The organism is Pseudonocardia alni, assembly GCF_002813375.1.
Taxonomy (GTDB): domain Bacteria; phylum Actinomycetota; class Actinomycetes; order Mycobacteriales; family Pseudonocardiaceae; genus Pseudonocardia; species Pseudonocardia alni.
Window position 1 is genome coordinate 4,011,271 of the sequence record NZ_PHUJ01000003.1, and the last position, 16,234, is coordinate 4,027,504.

17 protein-coding genes are annotated in these 16,234 nt (G+C 73.9%); 10 read left to right on the forward strand and 7 right to left on the reverse strand.

The window, feature by feature from the left end; all coding sequences use genetic code 11:
* Window positions 1-24 precede the first annotated feature (24 nt).
* Entirely contained in the window at window positions 25-771 is a 747-nt protein-coding gene (locus tag ATL51_RS19870) for an IclR family transcriptional regulator (protein WP_167410025.1), read from the reverse strand.
* Between the two features lie 190 nt (window positions 772-961).
* Here ATL51_RS19870 and ATL51_RS19875 point away from each other — a divergent pair, with 190 nt between their 5' ends.
* Genes ATL51_RS19875 through ATL51_RS19885 form a run of 3 tightly spaced genes read left to right on the forward strand, consistent with a single transcriptional unit; the run spans window position 962 to window position 4,041 of the window.
* On the forward strand, window positions 962-2,305 hold the full coding sequence (locus tag ATL51_RS19875; protein WP_073577538.1) for a TRAP transporter large permease subunit: 1,344 nt from the start codon (window positions 962-964) through the stop codon (window positions 2,303-2,305).
* Between the two features lie 47 nt (window positions 2,306-2,352).
* Window positions 2,353-2,640 carry a hypothetical protein gene (locus ATL51_RS19880; protein WP_073577539.1) on the forward strand — a complete coding sequence of 96 codons (288 nt, stop codon included), beginning with the start codon at window positions 2,353-2,355 and terminating at the stop codon, window positions 2,638-2,640.
* 54 nt (window positions 2,641-2,694) lie between these two features.
* The gene (locus ATL51_RS19885) at window positions 2,695-4,041 is read left to right on the forward strand and encodes an RraA family protein (RefSeq protein WP_100879540.1); all 1,347 of its coding nucleotides are present in this window, start codon (window positions 2,695-2,697) and stop codon (window positions 4,039-4,041) included.
* A 79-nt stretch (window positions 4,042-4,120) separates the two neighbouring features.
* Here ATL51_RS19885 and ATL51_RS19890 read toward each other — a convergent pair whose 3' ends face one another.
* Together ATL51_RS19890 and ATL51_RS19895 are read right to left on the reverse strand one after the other, a co-directional pair.
* The gene (locus ATL51_RS19890) at window positions 4,121-5,461 is read right to left on the reverse strand and encodes an SLC13 family permease (protein WP_100879541.1); all 1,341 of its coding nucleotides are present in this window, start codon (window positions 5,459-5,461) and stop codon (window positions 4,121-4,123) included.
* Between the two features lie 7 nt (window positions 5,462-5,468).
* Window positions 5,469-6,254 carry a maleate cis-trans isomerase family protein gene (locus tag ATL51_RS19895; RefSeq protein WP_100879542.1) on the reverse strand — a complete coding sequence of 262 codons (786 nt, stop codon included), beginning with the start codon at window positions 6,252-6,254 and terminating at the stop codon, window positions 5,469-5,471.
* Between the two features lie 117 nt (window positions 6,255-6,371).
* Here ATL51_RS19895 and ATL51_RS19900 point away from each other — a divergent pair, with 117 nt between their 5' ends.
* Window positions 6,372-7,157 (forward strand): IclR family transcriptional regulator, encoded by a 786-nt coding sequence (locus ATL51_RS19900; protein WP_253066884.1) that lies wholly within the window; start codon window positions 6,372-6,374, stop codon window positions 7,155-7,157.
* A 292-nt stretch (window positions 7,158-7,449) separates the two neighbouring features.
* Window positions 7,450-8,031 carry a TetR/AcrR family transcriptional regulator gene (locus ATL51_RS19905; RefSeq protein WP_100879543.1) on the forward strand — a complete coding sequence of 194 codons (582 nt, stop codon included), beginning with the start codon at window positions 7,450-7,452 and terminating at the stop codon, window positions 8,029-8,031.
* A gap of 79 nt (window positions 8,032-8,110) precedes the next feature.
* On the opposite strand, the gene ATL51_RS19910 is transcribed toward ATL51_RS19905, so the two are convergent.
* The 3 genes from ATL51_RS19910 to ATL51_RS19920 form a co-directional block, all read right to left on the reverse strand.
* Complete coding sequence (locus ATL51_RS19910; RefSeq protein WP_073577545.1) at window positions 8,111-8,545, reverse strand: GlcG/HbpS family heme-binding protein; 435 nt, start codon at window positions 8,543-8,545, stop codon at window positions 8,111-8,113.
* Window positions 8,546-8,738: 193 nt separating this feature from the next.
* Window positions 8,739-9,299, reverse strand: a complete 561-nt coding sequence (locus ATL51_RS19915; RefSeq protein WP_100879544.1) for a type 1 glutamine amidotransferase domain-containing protein — start codon at window positions 9,297-9,299, stop codon at window positions 8,739-8,741.
* On the reverse strand, window positions 9,296-9,688 hold the full coding sequence (locus ATL51_RS19920) for an ANTAR domain-containing protein (protein ID WP_100879545.1): 393 nt from the start codon (window positions 9,686-9,688) through the stop codon (window positions 9,296-9,298). Before ATL51_RS19920 ends, ATL51_RS19915 begins: the two co-directional genes overlap by 4 nt.
* Before the next feature lie 561 nt (window positions 9,689-10,249).
* Between ATL51_RS19920 and ATL51_RS19925 the strand changes: the two genes are divergently transcribed.
* Window positions 10,250-10,552, forward strand: coding sequence for a putative quinol monooxygenase (locus ATL51_RS19925; RefSeq protein WP_073577549.1), 303 nt, complete (start codon window positions 10,250-10,252; stop codon window positions 10,550-10,552).
* Between the two features lie 35 nt (window positions 10,553-10,587).
* Here the strand turns inward: ATL51_RS19925 and ATL51_RS19930 are convergent, their stop codons facing one another.
* Window positions 10,588-12,324 (reverse strand): PucR family transcriptional regulator, encoded by a 1,737-nt coding sequence (locus ATL51_RS19930; protein ID WP_100879546.1) that lies wholly within the window; start codon window positions 12,322-12,324, stop codon window positions 10,588-10,590.
* A gap of 471 nt (window positions 12,325-12,795) precedes the next feature.
* Here ATL51_RS19930 and ATL51_RS19935 point away from each other — a divergent pair, with 471 nt between their 5' ends.
* From ATL51_RS19935 to ATL51_RS19950, 4 genes are all read left to right on the forward strand, one after another.
* Window positions 12,796-13,197, forward strand: a complete 402-nt coding sequence (locus tag ATL51_RS19935; RefSeq protein WP_100879547.1) for an Hsp20/alpha crystallin family protein — start codon at window positions 12,796-12,798, stop codon at window positions 13,195-13,197.
* 70 nt (window positions 13,198-13,267) lie between these two features.
* On the forward strand, window positions 13,268-13,786 hold the full coding sequence (locus ATL51_RS19940; RefSeq protein WP_218899273.1) for a general stress protein: 519 nt from the start codon (window positions 13,268-13,270) through the stop codon (window positions 13,784-13,786).
* A gap of 3 nt (window positions 13,787-13,789) precedes the next feature.
* Complete coding sequence (dnaK, locus tag ATL51_RS19945; RefSeq protein WP_100879548.1) at window positions 13,790-15,673, forward strand: molecular chaperone DnaK; 1,884 nt, start codon at window positions 13,790-13,792, stop codon at window positions 15,671-15,673.
* 47 nt (window positions 15,674-15,720) lie between these two features.
* The gene (locus ATL51_RS19950) at window positions 15,721-16,233 is read left to right on the forward strand and encodes a nucleotide exchange factor GrpE (RefSeq protein WP_208623038.1); all 513 of its coding nucleotides are present in this window, start codon (window positions 15,721-15,723) and stop codon (window positions 16,231-16,233) included.
* Window position 16,234 lies beyond the last annotated feature (1 nt).

Sequence of the window (16,234 nt, forward strand, 5' to 3'; positions counted from 1 at the left end):
CGGCACCGCCGCCCGGGCGGAGTCTCAGCCGGTGGGGACCGCGCGGCCGATGGCCAGCGCGGCGCGCTGCACCTCGAGGCCGAGCGCGGCCGTGCGGGCCTCGGGGACGTCCTCGGCGTAGCCCGCCACTTGGACGGCGGCCCGGACGTCGCCGTGCAGCGGGATCGCCGCGGCGACGCTGGCGACCCCGGGGGCCCGCTCGTTGTAGGCCACCGAGTAGCCGAGTTCGCGGGTGCGGGCGAGGTCGGCCAGCACCGCCTCGACGTCGGGTGCCGGGTACTCGGCGGTCTCGCCGAGGCTCTCCAGCAGCGCGCGGGCGTCCTCCGCGCTCCGCTGGGCCAGCAGCGCCTTGCCGGCGCCGAGGTGCAACGGCAGCCGGGCCCCGACCGGCAGCTCGTACCGGAGCCTGCGCTGCGCGTGCGCCCGGGTCAGGACGACGCGGGTGTCGTCGTACTCCCGGAACAGCGACGCGGTCAGCCCCGTCTCGACCGCCAGGTCGATGAGGACCGGACTCGCGACGAGCAGCAGCGGGTTGGTCGTCAGGTAGGCGTGCGCACCGAAGGTGAGGGCGACGCCGGGACGGTAGCCGGCACCGCTGCGCTCGACCCGGTCCCGCGACTCGAGCACCGCCAGGATGCGCTGCGCGGTGGGCACCGGCAGTCCTGCGCGCCGCGCGATCTCGGTGAGCCGCAGCGGTTGACGCGCCTCGTCGAGCACCTCGAGGACGTCGATGGCCCGTTCCAGGGACCGCATCGTCGAGCTCTTGTCCATGCCGTCCCACTTCCGTCGCCGACCACGCGCGCCCACCTTCTCACACAGTGGTAGATCGCCTCGCCAAGCGGGCGCGACGACGCCCTTGACAGGCCCGGAACCACCACCCACACTCATTCCGCGAGCAAGACTTCCATTCTGTGAGACATCTTCTCACCAGAGTCCAACATCGACGTCGGGACTGGTCCACATGCCGATCGCGCTCCTAGCGCTCTGTGCGTTCATCGCCGTCATCGTGACCTGGAACGTGGTCCTGCGCCGGAACATGGGCGAGGCCATGCTGATCGGCCTGCTGGTCACGGCGCTGTTCGCCGGTACCGGAGCGCCCCGGGCCCTGCTCGACGGCATGGTCGGCGCACTGGAGCACGAGGTCCTCTTCGCCGCGATGGCGTTCGTGCTGATGGCGTACGTGATCGACCGCCTCGGGCTCATCCAGCGGCTGCTGGCGATCCTCAACTCGGTGTTCGGGCGGCTGCGCGGCGGCCCCGCACTCGTGGACACCGCGGGGTCGGCGGTCATGGGGGCGTTGTCGGGGTCCAACTCCGGCAACACCGCCGCCACGGGCTCCTTCACGGGGCCGTGGATGGTCCGCAGCGGCTGGAGCCCGACACGCAGTGCCACGATGCTCGCCGGGAACGGCGGCATGGGCGCGGCGCTCCCGCCGAGCGCCTCCATGGTCATCATGATCGGCTTCGCCGGCTCCATGGTGACCACCGGTCAGATCTACCTCGCCCTGCTCATGGCCGGGATCTACCAGATCGTGTGGCGGTTCCTGCTGATCTTCTGGTTCGTCCGCCGCGACGGCATCACCCGGGTCGACGACGAGGCGATCACCCCGCTGCGCGCCAGCGTCCGTGCGGCGGGAGCCGCCCCGCTGATCATGGTCGGCGCGTTCGTGCCGATCCTGCTCACCGTCGGCCCGCTGTCGGATCTCCTCGGGACGGACACTCCTCTCGGTGACTCCCTCGGCGACATCTCGATCCTGATCTGGATCCCGGTGCTGATCACGGCGATCGCACTGGTCGTCGGACGCAAGCAGCTGCCGAGCACCCGCGCGGGCTGGTTCGACTTCACCACCGGCGCCATGCCCCGCCTCGCGGTCATCGGCTCGCTGCTGTTCTTCGCCGTCGCGGCGAGCGAGGTCCTCAACGGCCTCGGGCTCGCCGACGACGTCGACCGCATCCTCGGCGGTCTGGCCATCAACCAGTACGTGATGGTCCTGCTCGTCGCGGTGCTGGTGGCCGTGGTGGCCGGGCCGCTGTCCTCGACCGCGACCCTGACAGCGGTCGGTCAGGTGTCCCTGCTCGCGCTCGTCGCCGTCGGCGTGGACCCCGTGCTCGCCGTGACGGCCATCCTCGTGTTCGCCTCGACCGAGGGTTCGTCGCCTCCGGCCTCCGGATCCATCTTCGTCGCAGCCGGACTCACCGGTGCGAAGCCGGAGAAGACCTTCGTCCCGCTGATCGTCTACTTCATGCTCCCCGTCCTGCTGATCGGATGCCTGATCGCGTGGGGCGTCCTGCCGGTGTCGCTGTGAACGACGCACCCCGCCCGCATCCCGCCCGGCCCCGAGGAGACGAGCCGATGTCCACCACCACACGCACCAGTCCCGTCGGCGTACGCGACCGCGCCCGGTCCGTCGCCAGGATCCTGTTCCTCACGGCGATGGCGGTGTTCGTCCTCATCGGCGCCGCCCTCGTCGTGCTCCAGGCCCTCGGTGTCGTCCTGATGCGACCCGCACTCGTCTCGGGGGCCTCGGACGTGCTGCTGGTCCCGGCCATCGGCGCCGCGGTCGTCTTCGGGCTCATCGCCTTCGCCGGTGGCTACCTGGAGGACCGCGAGCCCGCCGAGGACGCGTCGACCGGGGACTGACACCGGGCGATCCCGCCGCCCGAACACCCGCTCCATCTCGAGAAAGGCTCTCTCATGCACGCCACCGTTCTGGGACTCGGCGAGGCCGGCGCCGTCTACGCCTCCGGTCTCGCGGCTCACGGATGGACCGTCACCGGCTACGACCCGGCGTCGGTCCCCACGCCCGTGGGGGTGCGGCGGGAGGCCGGTCCCGCCGACGCCGTCCGCGGCGCGGACCTGGTGCTCAGCCTCGTCGGTGGGCGCCACGCGCAGTCGGCCGCCGAGGCCGTCGCACCACACCTCGACGAGTCGGCCGTCTACGCCGACATGAACGCCGGGGACCCGGCGGCCAAGATCCTGATCGCCGACGCCGTCGGGGCGGGCCGCTTCGCCGACGTCTCGGTGATCGGGCCGGTGCCGCGCCACGGCATCGCGACGAGCGTGGTGATCAGCGGGGCCGGGGCCACGGCCGCGGCCGGACGGTTCCGCTCCTTCGGTGCCGAGGTCGACGACATCGGGGGAGCCCCCGGCGACGCATCGGCGCGCAAGCTGCTGCGCACGACGTGGATGAAGGGGCTCGGAGCGCTCATCACCGAGGCGCTGCGGGCCGGGCGGGCCGCGGGTGCCGAGGAGTGGGTCGCCCGGCAGATCGACGGGGAGCTGGCCGACGGCACGGCGACCCGGGAGCGCCTCCACATCGGCACGGCCAAGCACGCGGCGCGCCGCGCCGGCGAGTCCGATGCGGCCGTCCACCTGCTCGACCAGCTGGGGGTGGCACCGGGCATGACCCGCGCGACGGCGCAGCTGCACCACACCCTCGCCGACGAACAGCTCGTCGACCAGGAGGCCCTCCTGGACACCTACCGCGGGCTCGCGGTGGCGACGATCGGCGACGCCCAGGACCGCATGGGCATGATGGACGGCGGCATCCACGCCCTCTACAAGGGTGCCCGCGCGGTCGGCCGGGCCCGCACCGTGTGGGTCCGCAGCGGGGACAACGCGGCGATCCACCGGGCCCTGCAGAACGTCCGGCGCGGTGACCTGATCGTGGTCAACGGGCACGGCGACACCACGCGGGCCCTGATCGGGGAGCTCATCGCGGAGCGGGCACTGGCCCGCGGCGTGACCGGCATGGTGATCGACGGGGCGGCTCGCGACGTCGTCGAGCTGGAGAGGATCGGCTTCCCGGTGTGGGCGCGGGCGACCACTCCGGCCGGGCCGTTCAAGCACGGGCCCGGACGGATCGACGAGCCGGTCGCCGTCGGCGGGGTGGTGGTGCAGCCCGGCGATGTCGTCGCTGCCGACGACGACGGCGTCATCGTGGTCCCCGCGGCCCGCGCCGCCGCGACCGCGGTCCGCGCCGAGGAGGTGACCGCGGACGAGGAGCGACGCCGTTCCGCGATCCGCGCCGGAGCGGTCTGACCCCGCGTGGCCCCGGGGATGCCGGGGCCCCGCCGGGCGCCACGGCCCGGCCCTGGGCGCCCGGTCGGCGTCGGCGACCTCAGCCGATGCCGAGCTGCACGAACAGCAGCCAGGCGACCACCGGCACGATCGCGATCATGGCGATCGCCCAGAGGAGCAGGGCGCGGAAGAACATCCGCTCCAGCCGGGGCGGCGCGCTCGCCATCAGCAGCGCGCCGCTGGTCGACATGGGACTGGTGTCCACCACCGACGAGCTGATGCCGACCGCCGTGACGACGCCGACCACCGACAGGGTCGGGTCCGCCGCGATGGGGGCGACGACGGGGCCGATCACCGTCAGGGTGCCGGTCGTCGAGGCGAACGCCGAGGCCAGCCCCACGACGTAGCTGACCGCCAGCGCGGCGAGCGACGCGTTGCCGAGCCCGGCGATGCCCTCCTGGAGGTCGTCGAGGGCGCCGATGCTCTCCAGCATGCCGACGTAGGTGACGATGCCGGTCACCAGCAGGATGGCCGACCAGGGCATGGCGTCGATGACGGGCTTCTGCACCGAGGGGCGCACGATGATGAGGACCAGGGCGATGACCAGCGTCGCCACCCCGACGTCGATCCCGAGCACGGTGGTGAGGACGAGCAGCGAGCCCATCCCGACGAGGGTCAGGATCCGCATCGGGGTGGCCCGGACCCGGGTGATCCCGGAGACGGCCGTGCGTTCGGCCACCGCGGTGGCCGCGCCACCGCCCGGACCGGGCTCCCGCCCGGCCGTCGGGCTGTCGGTGTCGCCCGCCGGGGTCGCGGCGGACGACCGCCGGTCGAGCCATCCGACGGCGGACTGCACGACCGCGTAGGCGACGACGGCCAGCACCGCGTTGAACGCGAACACCGACAGGAACAGCCGCAGGGTCGCGTCGCCACCGGCCCCGGCCTGGTCGAGCATGTCGTTGGCGATGACGCCGAACGGGTTGACCGGGGAGAACGCGCCCGCGTTCGCGCCCTGGATGACGACCAGCCCCATCGCGAGCGAGCTGATCCCGAACCGGGAGCCCAGGGCCAGGGCGACCGGCGCGACGATGGCGATCGCCGCCGGGGTGAACGCGCCGGCGGCGGCCAGCAGCGCGGCCAGGGCGAACATGAGGACGGGGACCAGCAGCCGGCGGCCGCCCGCGAGCCGCTCGGCCCAGTAGGCCATCAGGTCGATGGTCCCGGTCTCCCGGACGATGCCGAACAGCAGCGTCGCCCCGACCAGGATGAGGAACAGCCCGGCGGGAAACTCGCCGATGACGTCGGAAAGCGGCAGGCCGGCGGCCAGGGAACCGACCCCGAACGCCGCGACGAGCGCGAGCAGGCCCGCGCTGATGCTGGTCAGCGAACCGATGACGAACGCGGCGACGAGCACGAGGAAGGCGAGGACGGAGAGTGTCATGACGCCCTCATCCCGCCAGCAGGCGGCCGGCGCCGCTGATCGCGGGGGTGTGTCCGAGCGCCCGGAGCACCTCGTGGGTGGTCGCGGTGGCCGCGGTCACCACCGGCAGCCCGAGCTCGTCCTCCACGGCCTGGACGGCGGGCAGCGACGGCATCTGCACACACGCGGACAGGACGACGGCCTCTGCCCCCTCGAGCCGGAGCCTGCGGGCGATCCCGGGCAGCGCACCGGGGTCGAGGCAGCCGACGGCGAGGTTGTCGTCGACCTCCAGGCTCGTCGCGTCCAGCACCTCGATCCCCGAGCCCTCGACGTAGTCGGAGACCATCCGGGTGAGCGGCCGCATGTAGGGCGTGATCATCGCGACGCGGCCGACGCCCATCCCGGTCAGCGTGCGGACCAGGGCTCCGGCGCTGCTGACGACCTCGGCGGGGTGGCCGTTGCCGGCGGCCGCCTCGGCGATCAGCCGCTCGGACTCCGCGTGCGCGCCCGGGCCCTGGGCCATGACGGCCACGAGGCAGGCGTAGGCGATGACGTCGACGTCGGCGTCGGACACGGCCACTGCGCACTCGGCGGCCTTCCCGACCATCGCGAGCAGCTCCTCGCGCGTCACGTTCTTCAGTGCCGCGCGTGCGGAGTGGAACGTGTACCGGTGCCCGGTGGCCGCGGCCTGACGGGCGAACAGCTCGGGGAGCTCGGTCTCCATCGTCGTGTTCGAGCTCGGGACGATCAGGCCGACGCGGGTCGGTCGAGGGGGCGACGCTCCGGGGGCTCCGGGCTGCGCGAAACCGGTCATGTGTGGGGACCTCACTCCGTTGTGCCGTGATCTGAGCCCACATAGTGGGTGGCCAACCCAGAATCCGGGCTGTAGGCTGCGATGTCAACAGGTGACCGACGGCCGGAGGGTGATCTCGTGACGGGGAGCAAGGGGGACGGGCGCGGTGGCACGCTGGTGTTGCGCAAGATCAGCTCGATCCTCGACAGCTTCACCCTGGAGTCCCCCGAGCCCACGCTGCGGGACCTGGCGAAGGCGACCGGGCTGCCGTCGAGCACGTGTCAGCGCCTCGTGCAGGACCTGGTGGCCGAGGGCTATCTCGACCGCGACGGCGACCGCTACCGGATCGGCATCGCGCTGGTGCGCTGGGCCGCGCCGGGGGCACTCGGGCTCGACGCGGTCCGGCTGCTCCGGCCGCTCCTGGCGGACCTGCGCGACCAGACCGGCGAGAGCGCCTGCCTCTACGTCCGTGACGGCACCTTCCGGACGATCGTCGCCGCCGCCGAGACCCGGCACGTCGTGATGCGGCCGTTCCGGGTCGGCATGGTCATGCCGATTCACGCCGGCGCGCCCGGCAAGGTGTTCCTCGCCTTCGATCCGGGCGCCCGGAGCGAGCTGGGGGAGGCCACGCTCGAGCGGTTCACCGACCGCACCCCGGCCTCGACCGTGGAGCTGGACCGGCAGCTCGACGAGGTGCGCGCCGCCGGTGTCGCGGTGGCGTTCGGGGAGCGGCATCCCGACGTCGGCTCGGTCGCCGCCCCGGTCCGCGACCACACCGGGGATCTCGCCGTGGTCCTCGGCGTGGGGTTCCCGACCTCCCGTATCGGTCCGGCCGACGTCGAACGGCTCGTCGGCCCGGTCGTCACGGCCGCCCGCGACGCGACCCACGAGCTGGGAGGCCGTCCGCCCGCCGACCGGGGCTGAGTGCGGGGCGTCCCGTCCTGGACGGGATGCGTCCGAGCCGCTGGGAGTTCTAGAGATGGGACGTCGGTGCATCGCCCTGCGCCGTCCCGTGTTCGTTCGGGACCACGTCGAGGACTCATCGACCGCGCGGTGGACCTGGCCGGGCGGTCCCGCAGCGGTCGTGACGTCGACCCCGGGTGCGCGCCCCTCGACCCCGGTGACCTGCACGAGCTCGTGACCGCGCTGTCCTCGATCGCCTGCTGGGGACACTGCAGGGACGCGATCACGGGTTCACGACGCCGGGGAGAACCGGGTGGCCCGCAAGCGGGCCGCCCGTCGCCGGCTCGTCGAGCACACCGCCGCCGACGTCGTCGCGGAGCGCGGCTACGAGGGCGCGGGATTCGAGGAGATCGGCGCCCGGCTGGACCTGCGGGGCCCCAGCCTCCACCACTACTACTCCTCCCAGGAGGAGCTGTTCCTCCGCACCGTGGAGAACGGGCACGCCGAGGTGCTCGACCGGCTCCGGGCGATCGTGGCGCGCGACCTGCCCGCGGGGGAGCGGCTGCGGCTGCTGTTCGTGGAGCAGGCGATCATCGAGCTCCGCGACTTCCGTGCGTTCGCCTCGCTCTTCCTGATGTCGGTGCCGGTCCCGGCGATCGCCTCCCGGCTCGCGGAGCTGCGCCGCGAGCACGGACAGGTCGTCCGGTCCCTCGCGTGTGAGGTCGCCGAGCAGCACGGCGTCCCGCCCCGACGGGCGAGCATCGCCGTGCTGCCGGCGCTGGGGGCCCTGGGCAACCTGCACTCCTGGTACCGCCCCGACGGCCCGCTGTCCCTGGATCGGATCGCGACGGAGGTCGCGGACGTCCTCCTGCAGCCCTTCCTCACCGCGGGCTGATCGGACCCGCCGGGGCCGGGACGGACGCGCGGGCCCCGAGGAGCGCCGCCACGAGGGCTCCGGTCACTCCGGCCGGTGGTCAGGCCGGGGCCGGGACGGGCCGGAACGCGGCCTCGGCGGCCTCGGCGACGACCCGGTCCTGCTCCCCGCTGCCTCCCGAGACCCCGACCGCGCCGACGACGTTCCCGTCGCTCCCGTGCAGCGGCACCCCGCCGGCGAAGATCATCACCCGGCCGTGGTTGGAGCCGTTGATGCCGAAGAACTGCTCGCCGGGCTGGGAGCTCGTCGCGAGGTCGCCGGTCGGGATGTCGAAGGCCCGTGCGGTGAAGGCCTTGTTGATCGAGATGTCGATGCTGCCCATCCAGGCGTCGTCCATCCGGATGTGGGCCACCAGGTTCCCGCCCGCGTCGACCACCGCCACGTTGCTCGGAGAGCCGATCTCGTGGGCTTTCCGCTCGCCCGCGGCGATCACCCGGCGGGCCTCCTCGAGGGTCACTGTCTCGATCTGTCGCATCGTCGTGTCCTTTCGGGGCCGGCCGCCGGGTGCGGCGGTCCGGCCGGTCTGCTCGGGCAGCGGTTCGGGAGGGGGTGCGGACGACCTCGGTCCGGCCGTCCACGCGGGCGGTGGCGATGGCGGAGGGCATCGGGTGGCGGTTCCTCCCGCAGACGGGTCCGTGTGCTGTCCGCCCCCGTGCCCGGTGCGTCGGTCAGGCCCGGGCGGGCACGGCGGCGAACCGGGTGACGATCGCGGCGCAGAAGGCGGGGAGGTCGAACGGGGACCGGCTGGTGACGAACTGGCCGTCGACGCAGACCTCCTCGTCGACGACCTCGGCGCCCGCGTTGCGCAGGTCGGTGCGGATGCTCGCCCACGAGGTGAGCCGGCGCCCCCGGACCACGTCGGCCTCGACGAGGGTCCACGGGCCGTGGCACACCGCCGCGACCGGCCTGCCGGTGGCCACGAAGGTCCGAACGAACTCGACCGCGACCGGGTGGGTGCGCAGCTGGTCGGGGTTGACCGTGCCCCCGGGCAGCAGCAGGGCGTCGTAGTCGTCGACCGAGGCCTCGGCGACGTCCCGGTCGACGGTGACGGTGCCCGCGGGGTCCTTGTCCCACTCCCGGGCCCACAGCGATCCGGTGTGGATGGACAGCACCTCGACCCGGGCCCCGGCGCCGTAGAGCGCGCCGCGGGGGAGGTCGAGCTCGACGCGTTCCACGCCGTCGGCGGCGAGGATCGCGACCGTCCGGCCGTGCAGGTCCCCGGCCGTCACCGGTCGACCCCGTCCCGGACGGGCCGGCCGGCGCCGGGGTGCCCGGGCCGCTCGAGCAGGCCCTGGACGACCTCGGTGACGACGCGGCAGTGCTGCGGGAGTGCCGGTCTGCGCTCGCGGACCCGGGTGACCAGGGTGAGGGCGAGGTCGGCGAGCTTGGTGTTGGTGTGCTGGGAGATGCGGGTCAGCAGGGCGAACGCCTCGTCGGCCTCGATGCCGTAGTGGGCGACCAGGATGCCCTTGGCCTGACCGATCGCGTCCCGGGTGTGGAGGGCTCGGGCGAGGTTGTCCACCCGCCGCTGGAGCACGGTGGTCGGGTCCTGGTCGGGTCCGGTGGCCGTGCGGGGCCGTTCCCGTCCCGGGTGGTCGGTGGCGAGCTGTGGCGACATCAGGGGTGTGCTCCCCTTCCGGTGGCTGCGGTGAGCTGGTGCGCCGGGCCCGGCGGGTCCCTGTGGCGCGGTCACGACGCTAGAGAGCCCCGGGGCACCGCGATCGGGCCCGACATGCCCAGCGACACCGTCGAGGTCCGGCCCGGCGGGCCGTGGCCGCCCCGGCCGGGGCAGGCCGGCACCGGCGGTCGGAGCAGGCCGTGTGTCCGTGCCCGGGAGATCACCCGGGCCCGGTTGCGGGCCTCGAGCTCGGCAAAGCTCAGGACGCGGTCGGAGGTGACCGGCGCGGCCCTGCCACCGCACCGGCGGGCGAGGCCGGGCAGGATCTGGCCGGGACCTGCACTACACCCGAACGGACATGGTGCGCGGTCACCGCCCGGTACGACCCGGCGGCAGCGGGGGGAGCGGGGTCGCGCTGCGGTGCCGCGACCCGGCCCGGCACGTCCAGCCACACCGCCGAGGTCGGACCCGGCGGGCCGAGGCCGCGGCCCTCCGCGCCTCCCATCCTGATCTCGGCCGGACCCGGGCAGCCGGATCGGACCACCGTCGAGGGGAGAACACATGTCGGTCGGAGTGGGACTGCTCGTGACACTGGAGGCGCGGCCGGGCAAGGAGAGCGACGTCGAGGAGTTCCTGCAGGCGGGGCGCTCGCTGGTCGGTGAGGAGCCGGCCACCGTGGCCTGGTTCGCCGTCAGGCTCGGTCCGACGACGTACGCGATCGTCGACTTCTTCCCCGACGACGACGGCCGCACCGCCCACCTGCAGGGCCGGGTCGGCCAGGCGCTGGGTGAGCGGGCCGACGAGCTGTTCGCGACGGCGCCCGACATCGTGCGGCTCGACGTCGTGGCGTCGAAGCTGCCCTGACCGGGGCACTCCCGGGCGGGAACGGGTGCGGTGGATCAGCGGCCCGGGACCGCGCCCGGAGGACGGGTGCGCTCCCGGGCCGCACCCGCGCCGCCGAGGACCCGCCAGGCGCGCGACGCCACGTGCAGGTTCAGCCTGCTCTCGACCGCGCCCAGGTCGTGCCCGGACAGGTCGCGGATGCGCCGCAGCCGGTAGCGCAGCGTGCTCCGGTGGATGGTCAGGGCACGCGCGGTGGCGTCGTAGTTGCCGCCGCACTCGTAGTACTGCCACAGCGTCGTGACGAGGTCGGACCGGTTCGCGGTGTCGTAGTCGATGAGCGTGCCGAGCCATTCTCGGACGAACCCCCGCACCTCCCCGTCGCCGTCGCCGGCGGCGAGCAGCCGGTAGATCCCCAGCTCGTCGAAGGTGGTGGCGCCACCGGCGCCCGCCGCGGCCGTCCTGACCTCGAGCGCACGCATGGCCTCGGAGTAGGACTGCGGGAGCCCGGACGGGTCCTCGCACGGCCGCCCCACGCCGATCGACCCGTTCGTCGACCGCAGCAGCGAGGCCACGACGTCGTGCAGCTCGACCCAGGGCGGCGGGCGCCCGTCGGCCGGGTCCGGCTGCGGCACCACCAGCACGGCCGTGCCCCTGCGCCGGGTGGTCAGCGGGGTCACGCCGAGGACCCGGGACCCGGCCCGGCGCAGGGCCTCGACGAGCGCCTCGTCGCTCGCCGGGCTCCACCGGGCGACCACCACCTGGTGCGGCCGGTGGAGGTCGTGCCCGATGACCGCGGCGCGCGCGGAGGCGCTCTCGCCGTCGGCGCCGTTGATCAGGTCGTCGACGAGGTCGCGGCGCAGCCGCAGGTCGGCCTCGGCCAGCGCACGCTGGTGGGACAGCTCCACGGCCAGCACCACCGCGCCGTGCTCCAGCGCGAACACGTCCCGCTCGCCGGCCTCCTGGCGGGGGTCGGCGATGCTGAGCACACCGAGCACCTCGTCGTAGGGCTGGGCGACCGCCACGATCCGTTCACGGTGGCGCATGGCCCGCCCGTTCCGCCGGACCTCGGCCAGCATCTCGTCGCGGACCCGGGGCCTGGGCCGCGGATAGGTCCGCGGACGCCCCGGGCCGGACCAGGCGAGCAGGTTGCCGAAGCGGTCCTCGACCGCGACGACCAGACCGGTGAGGGTGTGGACGGCGTCGGCTATCCCGGATGCGCCGCCTCCGTGCGCGGCCGCCCGGGTCAGGGTCTCGTGGATCCGCTGACGCTGCTGGAGGTCCGCCACGGCGTCCTGGAGCTGATGGTTGGTCGACGCGAGGCGTGTGCTGAGCTCACCCAGCTCCGTGGTGCCGGCCTTCTCCCGGCGGTGCAGGTCCGCCCTGACCAGGGCCGCCCCGGTCAGCTGGGCGAGCGTCGTCAGCAGGAACCGCTGGTCGACCGAGGGTTCCCGCCCGGCCGAGACGACCAGGTAGCCGGTGTGCCCGCTGACCGCCCGCATGGGGAAGGCCCAGACCCAGGCGGCCCCGGGGACGTCGAGACCGCCCTCCTTCCCGTCCAGGTCGAGCAGGGGCGCGACGAGGCCCGTGTCGCCGTCCGCGGTGCGTATCCCCGTCTCGTCGACCAGGTAGGAGCCCAGCGGGCGGTAGGGGCCCAGGGCGGAGACCGAGCTGATCGCCAGCCGGAGGATGTCCGGCTCCTCGACCCGGTCGAACATGACCATCGCCAGCGCGAACATGCTGCAGACGTTCGACATCTGCATGCGGAGCTCGACCATCTGCTGTCGATCGTCCATGACGGCTCCTCGACCGAGCGGCGCCGGCGGTGGCGGTCGTCCGGCCGCCGTCGGCAGGACCCTACTCCGCTCCGTCCGGCCGAGGCGGCCTCCGACGGCGCGCAGGGACGCCCGGTCGGGCGGCATCAGCGCGGCCGCCCGCCGCAACGGCCACTCGTCATCCGCCGGCCTCCCGTCTCCCGCTGCCGGCCCGCGGGCAGCGGGCCGGGCCCACCGTGACAGGGGCGTGGTCGTACGGCGTGGACCGTCCGGTGCCAACCCACGGGCTCCGGTTCGCCCTGTCGGGCCGGTCACGGGCACCGTGCGGTCCCCGAGGCCCGGGGCCTCGCCGGCCCGGCAGGCCGAGGACACGCGCCGAGGTTGGGTCCCCGGGAGCGAGTCGGAACCGACGCGCCTCCGCCACTGTCGTCGCGACCGCCGAGCGGTGCCGGGCCGGCCCCGGCAGCGCCCCACGACCCATCTGGAGCCCCGATGACGCTGATGCGTTTCGACCCGTTCCGCGAGCTCGACCGGCTCGCCGAGCGAAGCCTCCCGCCGGCTGCCCGCACGATGCCGATGGAGGCCCTGCGCCGGGGCGAGGACTTCGCGGTGCACCTCGACCTGCCCGGGGTGCACCGCGACGACGTGGACGTCACCGTCGAGAACAACGTGGTCACCATCCGGGCCCGGCGCATGCCGCAGCGGGCGGAGGGGGACGAGGTGATCGCCGACGAGCGGACCTACGGCGAGTTCAGCCGGCAGCTGTTCCTCGGCGACAACCTCGACCCGAACGGCCTCACCGCCGACCTCGCCGACGGGGTGTTGACCCTGCTCGTCCCGGTCAGCGAGTCCAGCAAGCCCCGGCGGGTCGCACTCGCCTCGTCCTCCCAGTAGCCCGCCAGCCGCGGCCCGGGCCGGCGGACGGATCGTCGCGGCCGGCCCCTCCGGATCGGAGAGCACACCCATGTCCGAACCCTCCACCCCCGTCACCGACCACACGTCGACGGCTCCTCCGGACGGTGGCTCGACGACGCGCTCCGGCCGACGGCGGATCGCGACGTTCGACGACTACCCCGCGGCCGAGCGGGCCGTCGAGCGGCTCACCTCCCACGGGTTCCCCGTGCAGCGGGCCGCGATCGTCGGCCGCGACCTGCGGTCGGTCGAGCAGATCGTCGGGCGGCTGACGGTCGTCACCGCCGTCTGGCGGGGAGCGCTGTCCGGCGCGGTGCCCGGAGCCCTGATCGGCTGGATCTTCGGCCTGTTCGCCTGGATCGACCCGTTGATCGGGGGACTGCTGCTCGCGGCGTACGGCCTGGTCCTCGGCGCCGTGCTCGGCGCGGTCGTGGGCCTGGTCGTCTACGCGTTCCAGCGCGGCCGGCGCGACTTCACCTCGATCACGGTCGTGGAGCCCCGGCACTTCGACCTCGTCGTCGACGAGGAGGTCGCCGACGAGGCGACCCGGCTGCTCGACCGGGAGGTGTGACCCGTGGCCAGGGCCGCCGGCATCGACCTCGGCACCACCAACTCGGTCATCGCCGTCTGGGAGGGCGGACAGGCCGACGTCGTCCCCAACGCCGAGGGGACCCGCACCACCCCGTCGGTCGTGGCGTTCGCCGAGAACGGTGACCGGCTGGTCGGCCAGCTCGCCCGCCGCCAGACCATCCTCAACCCGATGGGCACCATCTCCTCGGTCAAACGGTTCATCGGGCGGACGTTCGCCGAGGTCGAGCAGGAGGCCGGCCAGGTCCCCTACGACGTCGTGCCGGACGACGACGGCAACGCGCGGATCCGGGTGCGGGACAAGCTGTACGCGCCCGAGGAGCTCAGCGCGATGATCCTGCGCAAGCTGGTCGACGACGCGAGCCGCCACCTCGGGGAGAAGGTGACCGAGGTCGTCATCACCGTCCCGGCGTACTTCAACGACGCCCAGCGCACGGCGACCAGGGACGCCGGCCGGATCGCCGGCCTCGAGGTGCTGCGGATCATCAACGAGCCGACGGCCGCGGCGCTGGCGTACGGGATGGACAAGAAGGAGCACGAGACGGTGCTCGTCTACGACCTCGGCGGCGGCACGTTCGACGTCAGCCTGCTCGACGTCGGCGACGGCGTGGTCGAGGTCCGGGCCACCGCGGGCGACACCCACCTCGGCGGCGACGACTTCGACCGGCGGATCGTGGACCATCTCGCCGAAGGGTTCCGGAAGGAGAACGGCATCGACCTGCGGGAGGACCCGCAGGCCCTGCAGCGGCTGTTCGAGGCCGCCGAGAAGGCCAAGGTCGAGCTCAGCTCGGTCACCCGGACCCAGGTCAGCCTGCCGTTCGTGACCGCGGACGCGACCGGGCCCAAACATCTCACGACCTCGCTCATGCGCTCGACATTCGAGGAGCTCGTCGGCGACCTGCTCGAGCGGACCATGGGCCCGCTGCGGCAGGCGATGAGCGACGCCGGGATGAGCCCGGACGACATCGACGAGGTCATCCTGGTCGGCGGCTCCACGCGGGTCCCGGCCGTGCAGAACCTGGTCCGGCGCCTCACCGGCGGCCGGGACCCCAACATGACGGTCAACCCGGACGAGGTGGTGGCCGTCGGCGCCGGCATCCAGGCCGGCGTGCTCACGGGCGACGTCTCCGACGTGCTGCTCCTCGACGTGACCCCGCTGTCGCTGGGCGTGGAGACCCAGGGCGGGGTGATGACCCGGATCGTGGACCGCAACACGACGGTGCCGGTGCGCCGCAGCGAGACCTTCTCCACCGCGGCGGACGACCAGCCCGCGGTGGACGTGGTGGTGCTGCAGGGCGAGCGCGAGCGTGCCGCGGACAACCGGGTGCTCGGGCGGTTCCAGCTCGCCGACATCCGGCCGGCCCCCCGGGGCGAGCCGCAGGTCGAGGTCACGTTCGACATCGACGCCAACGGCATCCTCGACGTCACCGCCCGCGACCAGGACACCGGCAAGGAGCAGCGGATCACGATCTCCGAGAGCTCCAACCTGGACGGTGCCGACATCGAGCGGATGGTCGCCGAGGCCGAGGAGAACCGGTCGGCCGACCAGCAGCTGCGCCAGGAGGTCGACGCCCGCAACGAGCTCGACTCCCTGGCGTACCGGGCGCAGCGCCTGCTGGACGAGCGCGGCGACGCCGTCCCCGCCCACGAGCGGTCCCGCGCGGAGCTCGCGATCGCCGACGCACGCCGGGCCGTCGAGGAGCAGGCCCCGGGCGAGCGGCTCCGCGAGCTGTCCACGGAGCTGCAGAGCGTGATCGGCGGGCTGCAGGCCGCCGGGAGCGGTGGTGCCCGGGAGACCGGCGGCGCCGGCCCCGACGGGGACGCCGTGGACGACGACGTGATCGACGCCGAGTTCGACCGGAGCGGATGACGACCCCGACCGGCCACCACCGCCGAGAGCCGACCGAGAGGACACCGATGAGCGTCCCGTCACCGGAGGACCAGGACACCGAGCGCGGCGACGGGACCGAGACCGGGACCGGGACCGCCGCTGCGGCGGGGACCGACGTCGAGGACCGGTGGCGGCGTGCGGTCGCCGACCTCGACAACGTCCGCAAGCGCGCGGCCCGCGACCTGGCCCGGGAACGGGCCGCCGAGCGGGCGCGGGTGGCGGGTGCCTTCCTGCCCGTGCTGGACACGATCGACATGGCGCTCGCGCACGCCGACGCCGACCCGGGCGCCATCGTGGCGGGGGTCCGGGCGGTGCGGGAGCAGGCGCTGACCGTGCTCTCCGAGCTCGGCTACCCGCGGCAGGACGACGTCGGCGTCCCGTTCGACCCGCTCCGCCACGAGGTGGTCGCGGTCGTCAGCCCGGAGGAGGCCGGGCTGCCCGCCGGCGCCGTCGCCGCCGTGCAGCGACCGGGCTACGGCGAGCCGGAACGGCAGCTGCGACCTGCGACGGTCACCGTGACCGGCGGGTCGGGGCGGTAGC

Bases quoted from the DNA above. Each gene is read 5' to 3' on its own strand.
- ATL51_RS19880 (WP_073577539.1), top strand. From the start codon at position 2,353: ATGTCCACCACCACACGCACCAGTCCCGTCGGCGTACGCGACCGCGCC.
- ATL51_RS19940 (WP_218899273.1), top strand. From the start codon at position 13,268: ATGTCCGAACCCTCCACCCCCGTCACCGACCACACGTCGACGGCTCCT.
- ATL51_RS19890 (WP_100879541.1), bottom strand. From the start codon at position 5,461: ATGACACTCTCCGTCCTCGCCTTCCTCGTGCTCGTCGCCGCGTTCGTC.
- ATL51_RS19925 (WP_073577549.1), top strand. From the start codon at position 10,250: ATGTCGGTCGGAGTGGGACTGCTCGTGACACTGGAGGCGCGGCCGGGC.
- ATL51_RS19920 (WP_100879545.1), bottom strand. From the start codon at position 9,688: ATGTCGCCACAGCTCGCCACCGACCACCCGGGACGGGAACGGCCCCGC.
- ATL51_RS19885 (WP_100879540.1), top strand. From the start codon at position 2,695: ATGCACGCCACCGTTCTGGGACTCGGCGAGGCCGGCGCCGTCTACGCC.
- ATL51_RS19875 (WP_073577538.1), top strand. From the start codon at position 962: ATGCCGATCGCGCTCCTAGCGCTCTGTGCGTTCATCGCCGTCATCGTG.
- ATL51_RS19930 (WP_100879546.1), bottom strand. From the start codon at position 12,324: ATGGACGATCGACAGCAGATGGTCGAGCTCCGCATGCAGATGTCGAAC.
- ATL51_RS19895 (WP_100879542.1), bottom strand. From the start codon at position 6,254: ATGACCGGTTTCGCGCAGCCCGGAGCCCCCGGAGCGTCGCCCCCTCGA.
- ATL51_RS19910 (WP_073577545.1), bottom strand. From the start codon at position 8,545: ATGCGACAGATCGAGACAGTGACCCTCGAGGAGGCCCGCCGGGTGATC.
- ATL51_RS19935 (WP_100879547.1), top strand. From the start codon at position 12,796: ATGACGCTGATGCGTTTCGACCCGTTCCGCGAGCTCGACCGGCTCGCC.
- ATL51_RS19950 (WP_208623038.1), top strand. From the start codon at position 15,721: ATGAGCGTCCCGTCACCGGAGGACCAGGACACCGAGCGCGGCGACGGG.
- ATL51_RS19870 (WP_167410025.1), bottom strand. From the start codon at position 771: ATGGACAAGAGCTCGACGATGCGGTCCCTGGAACGGGCCATCGACGTC.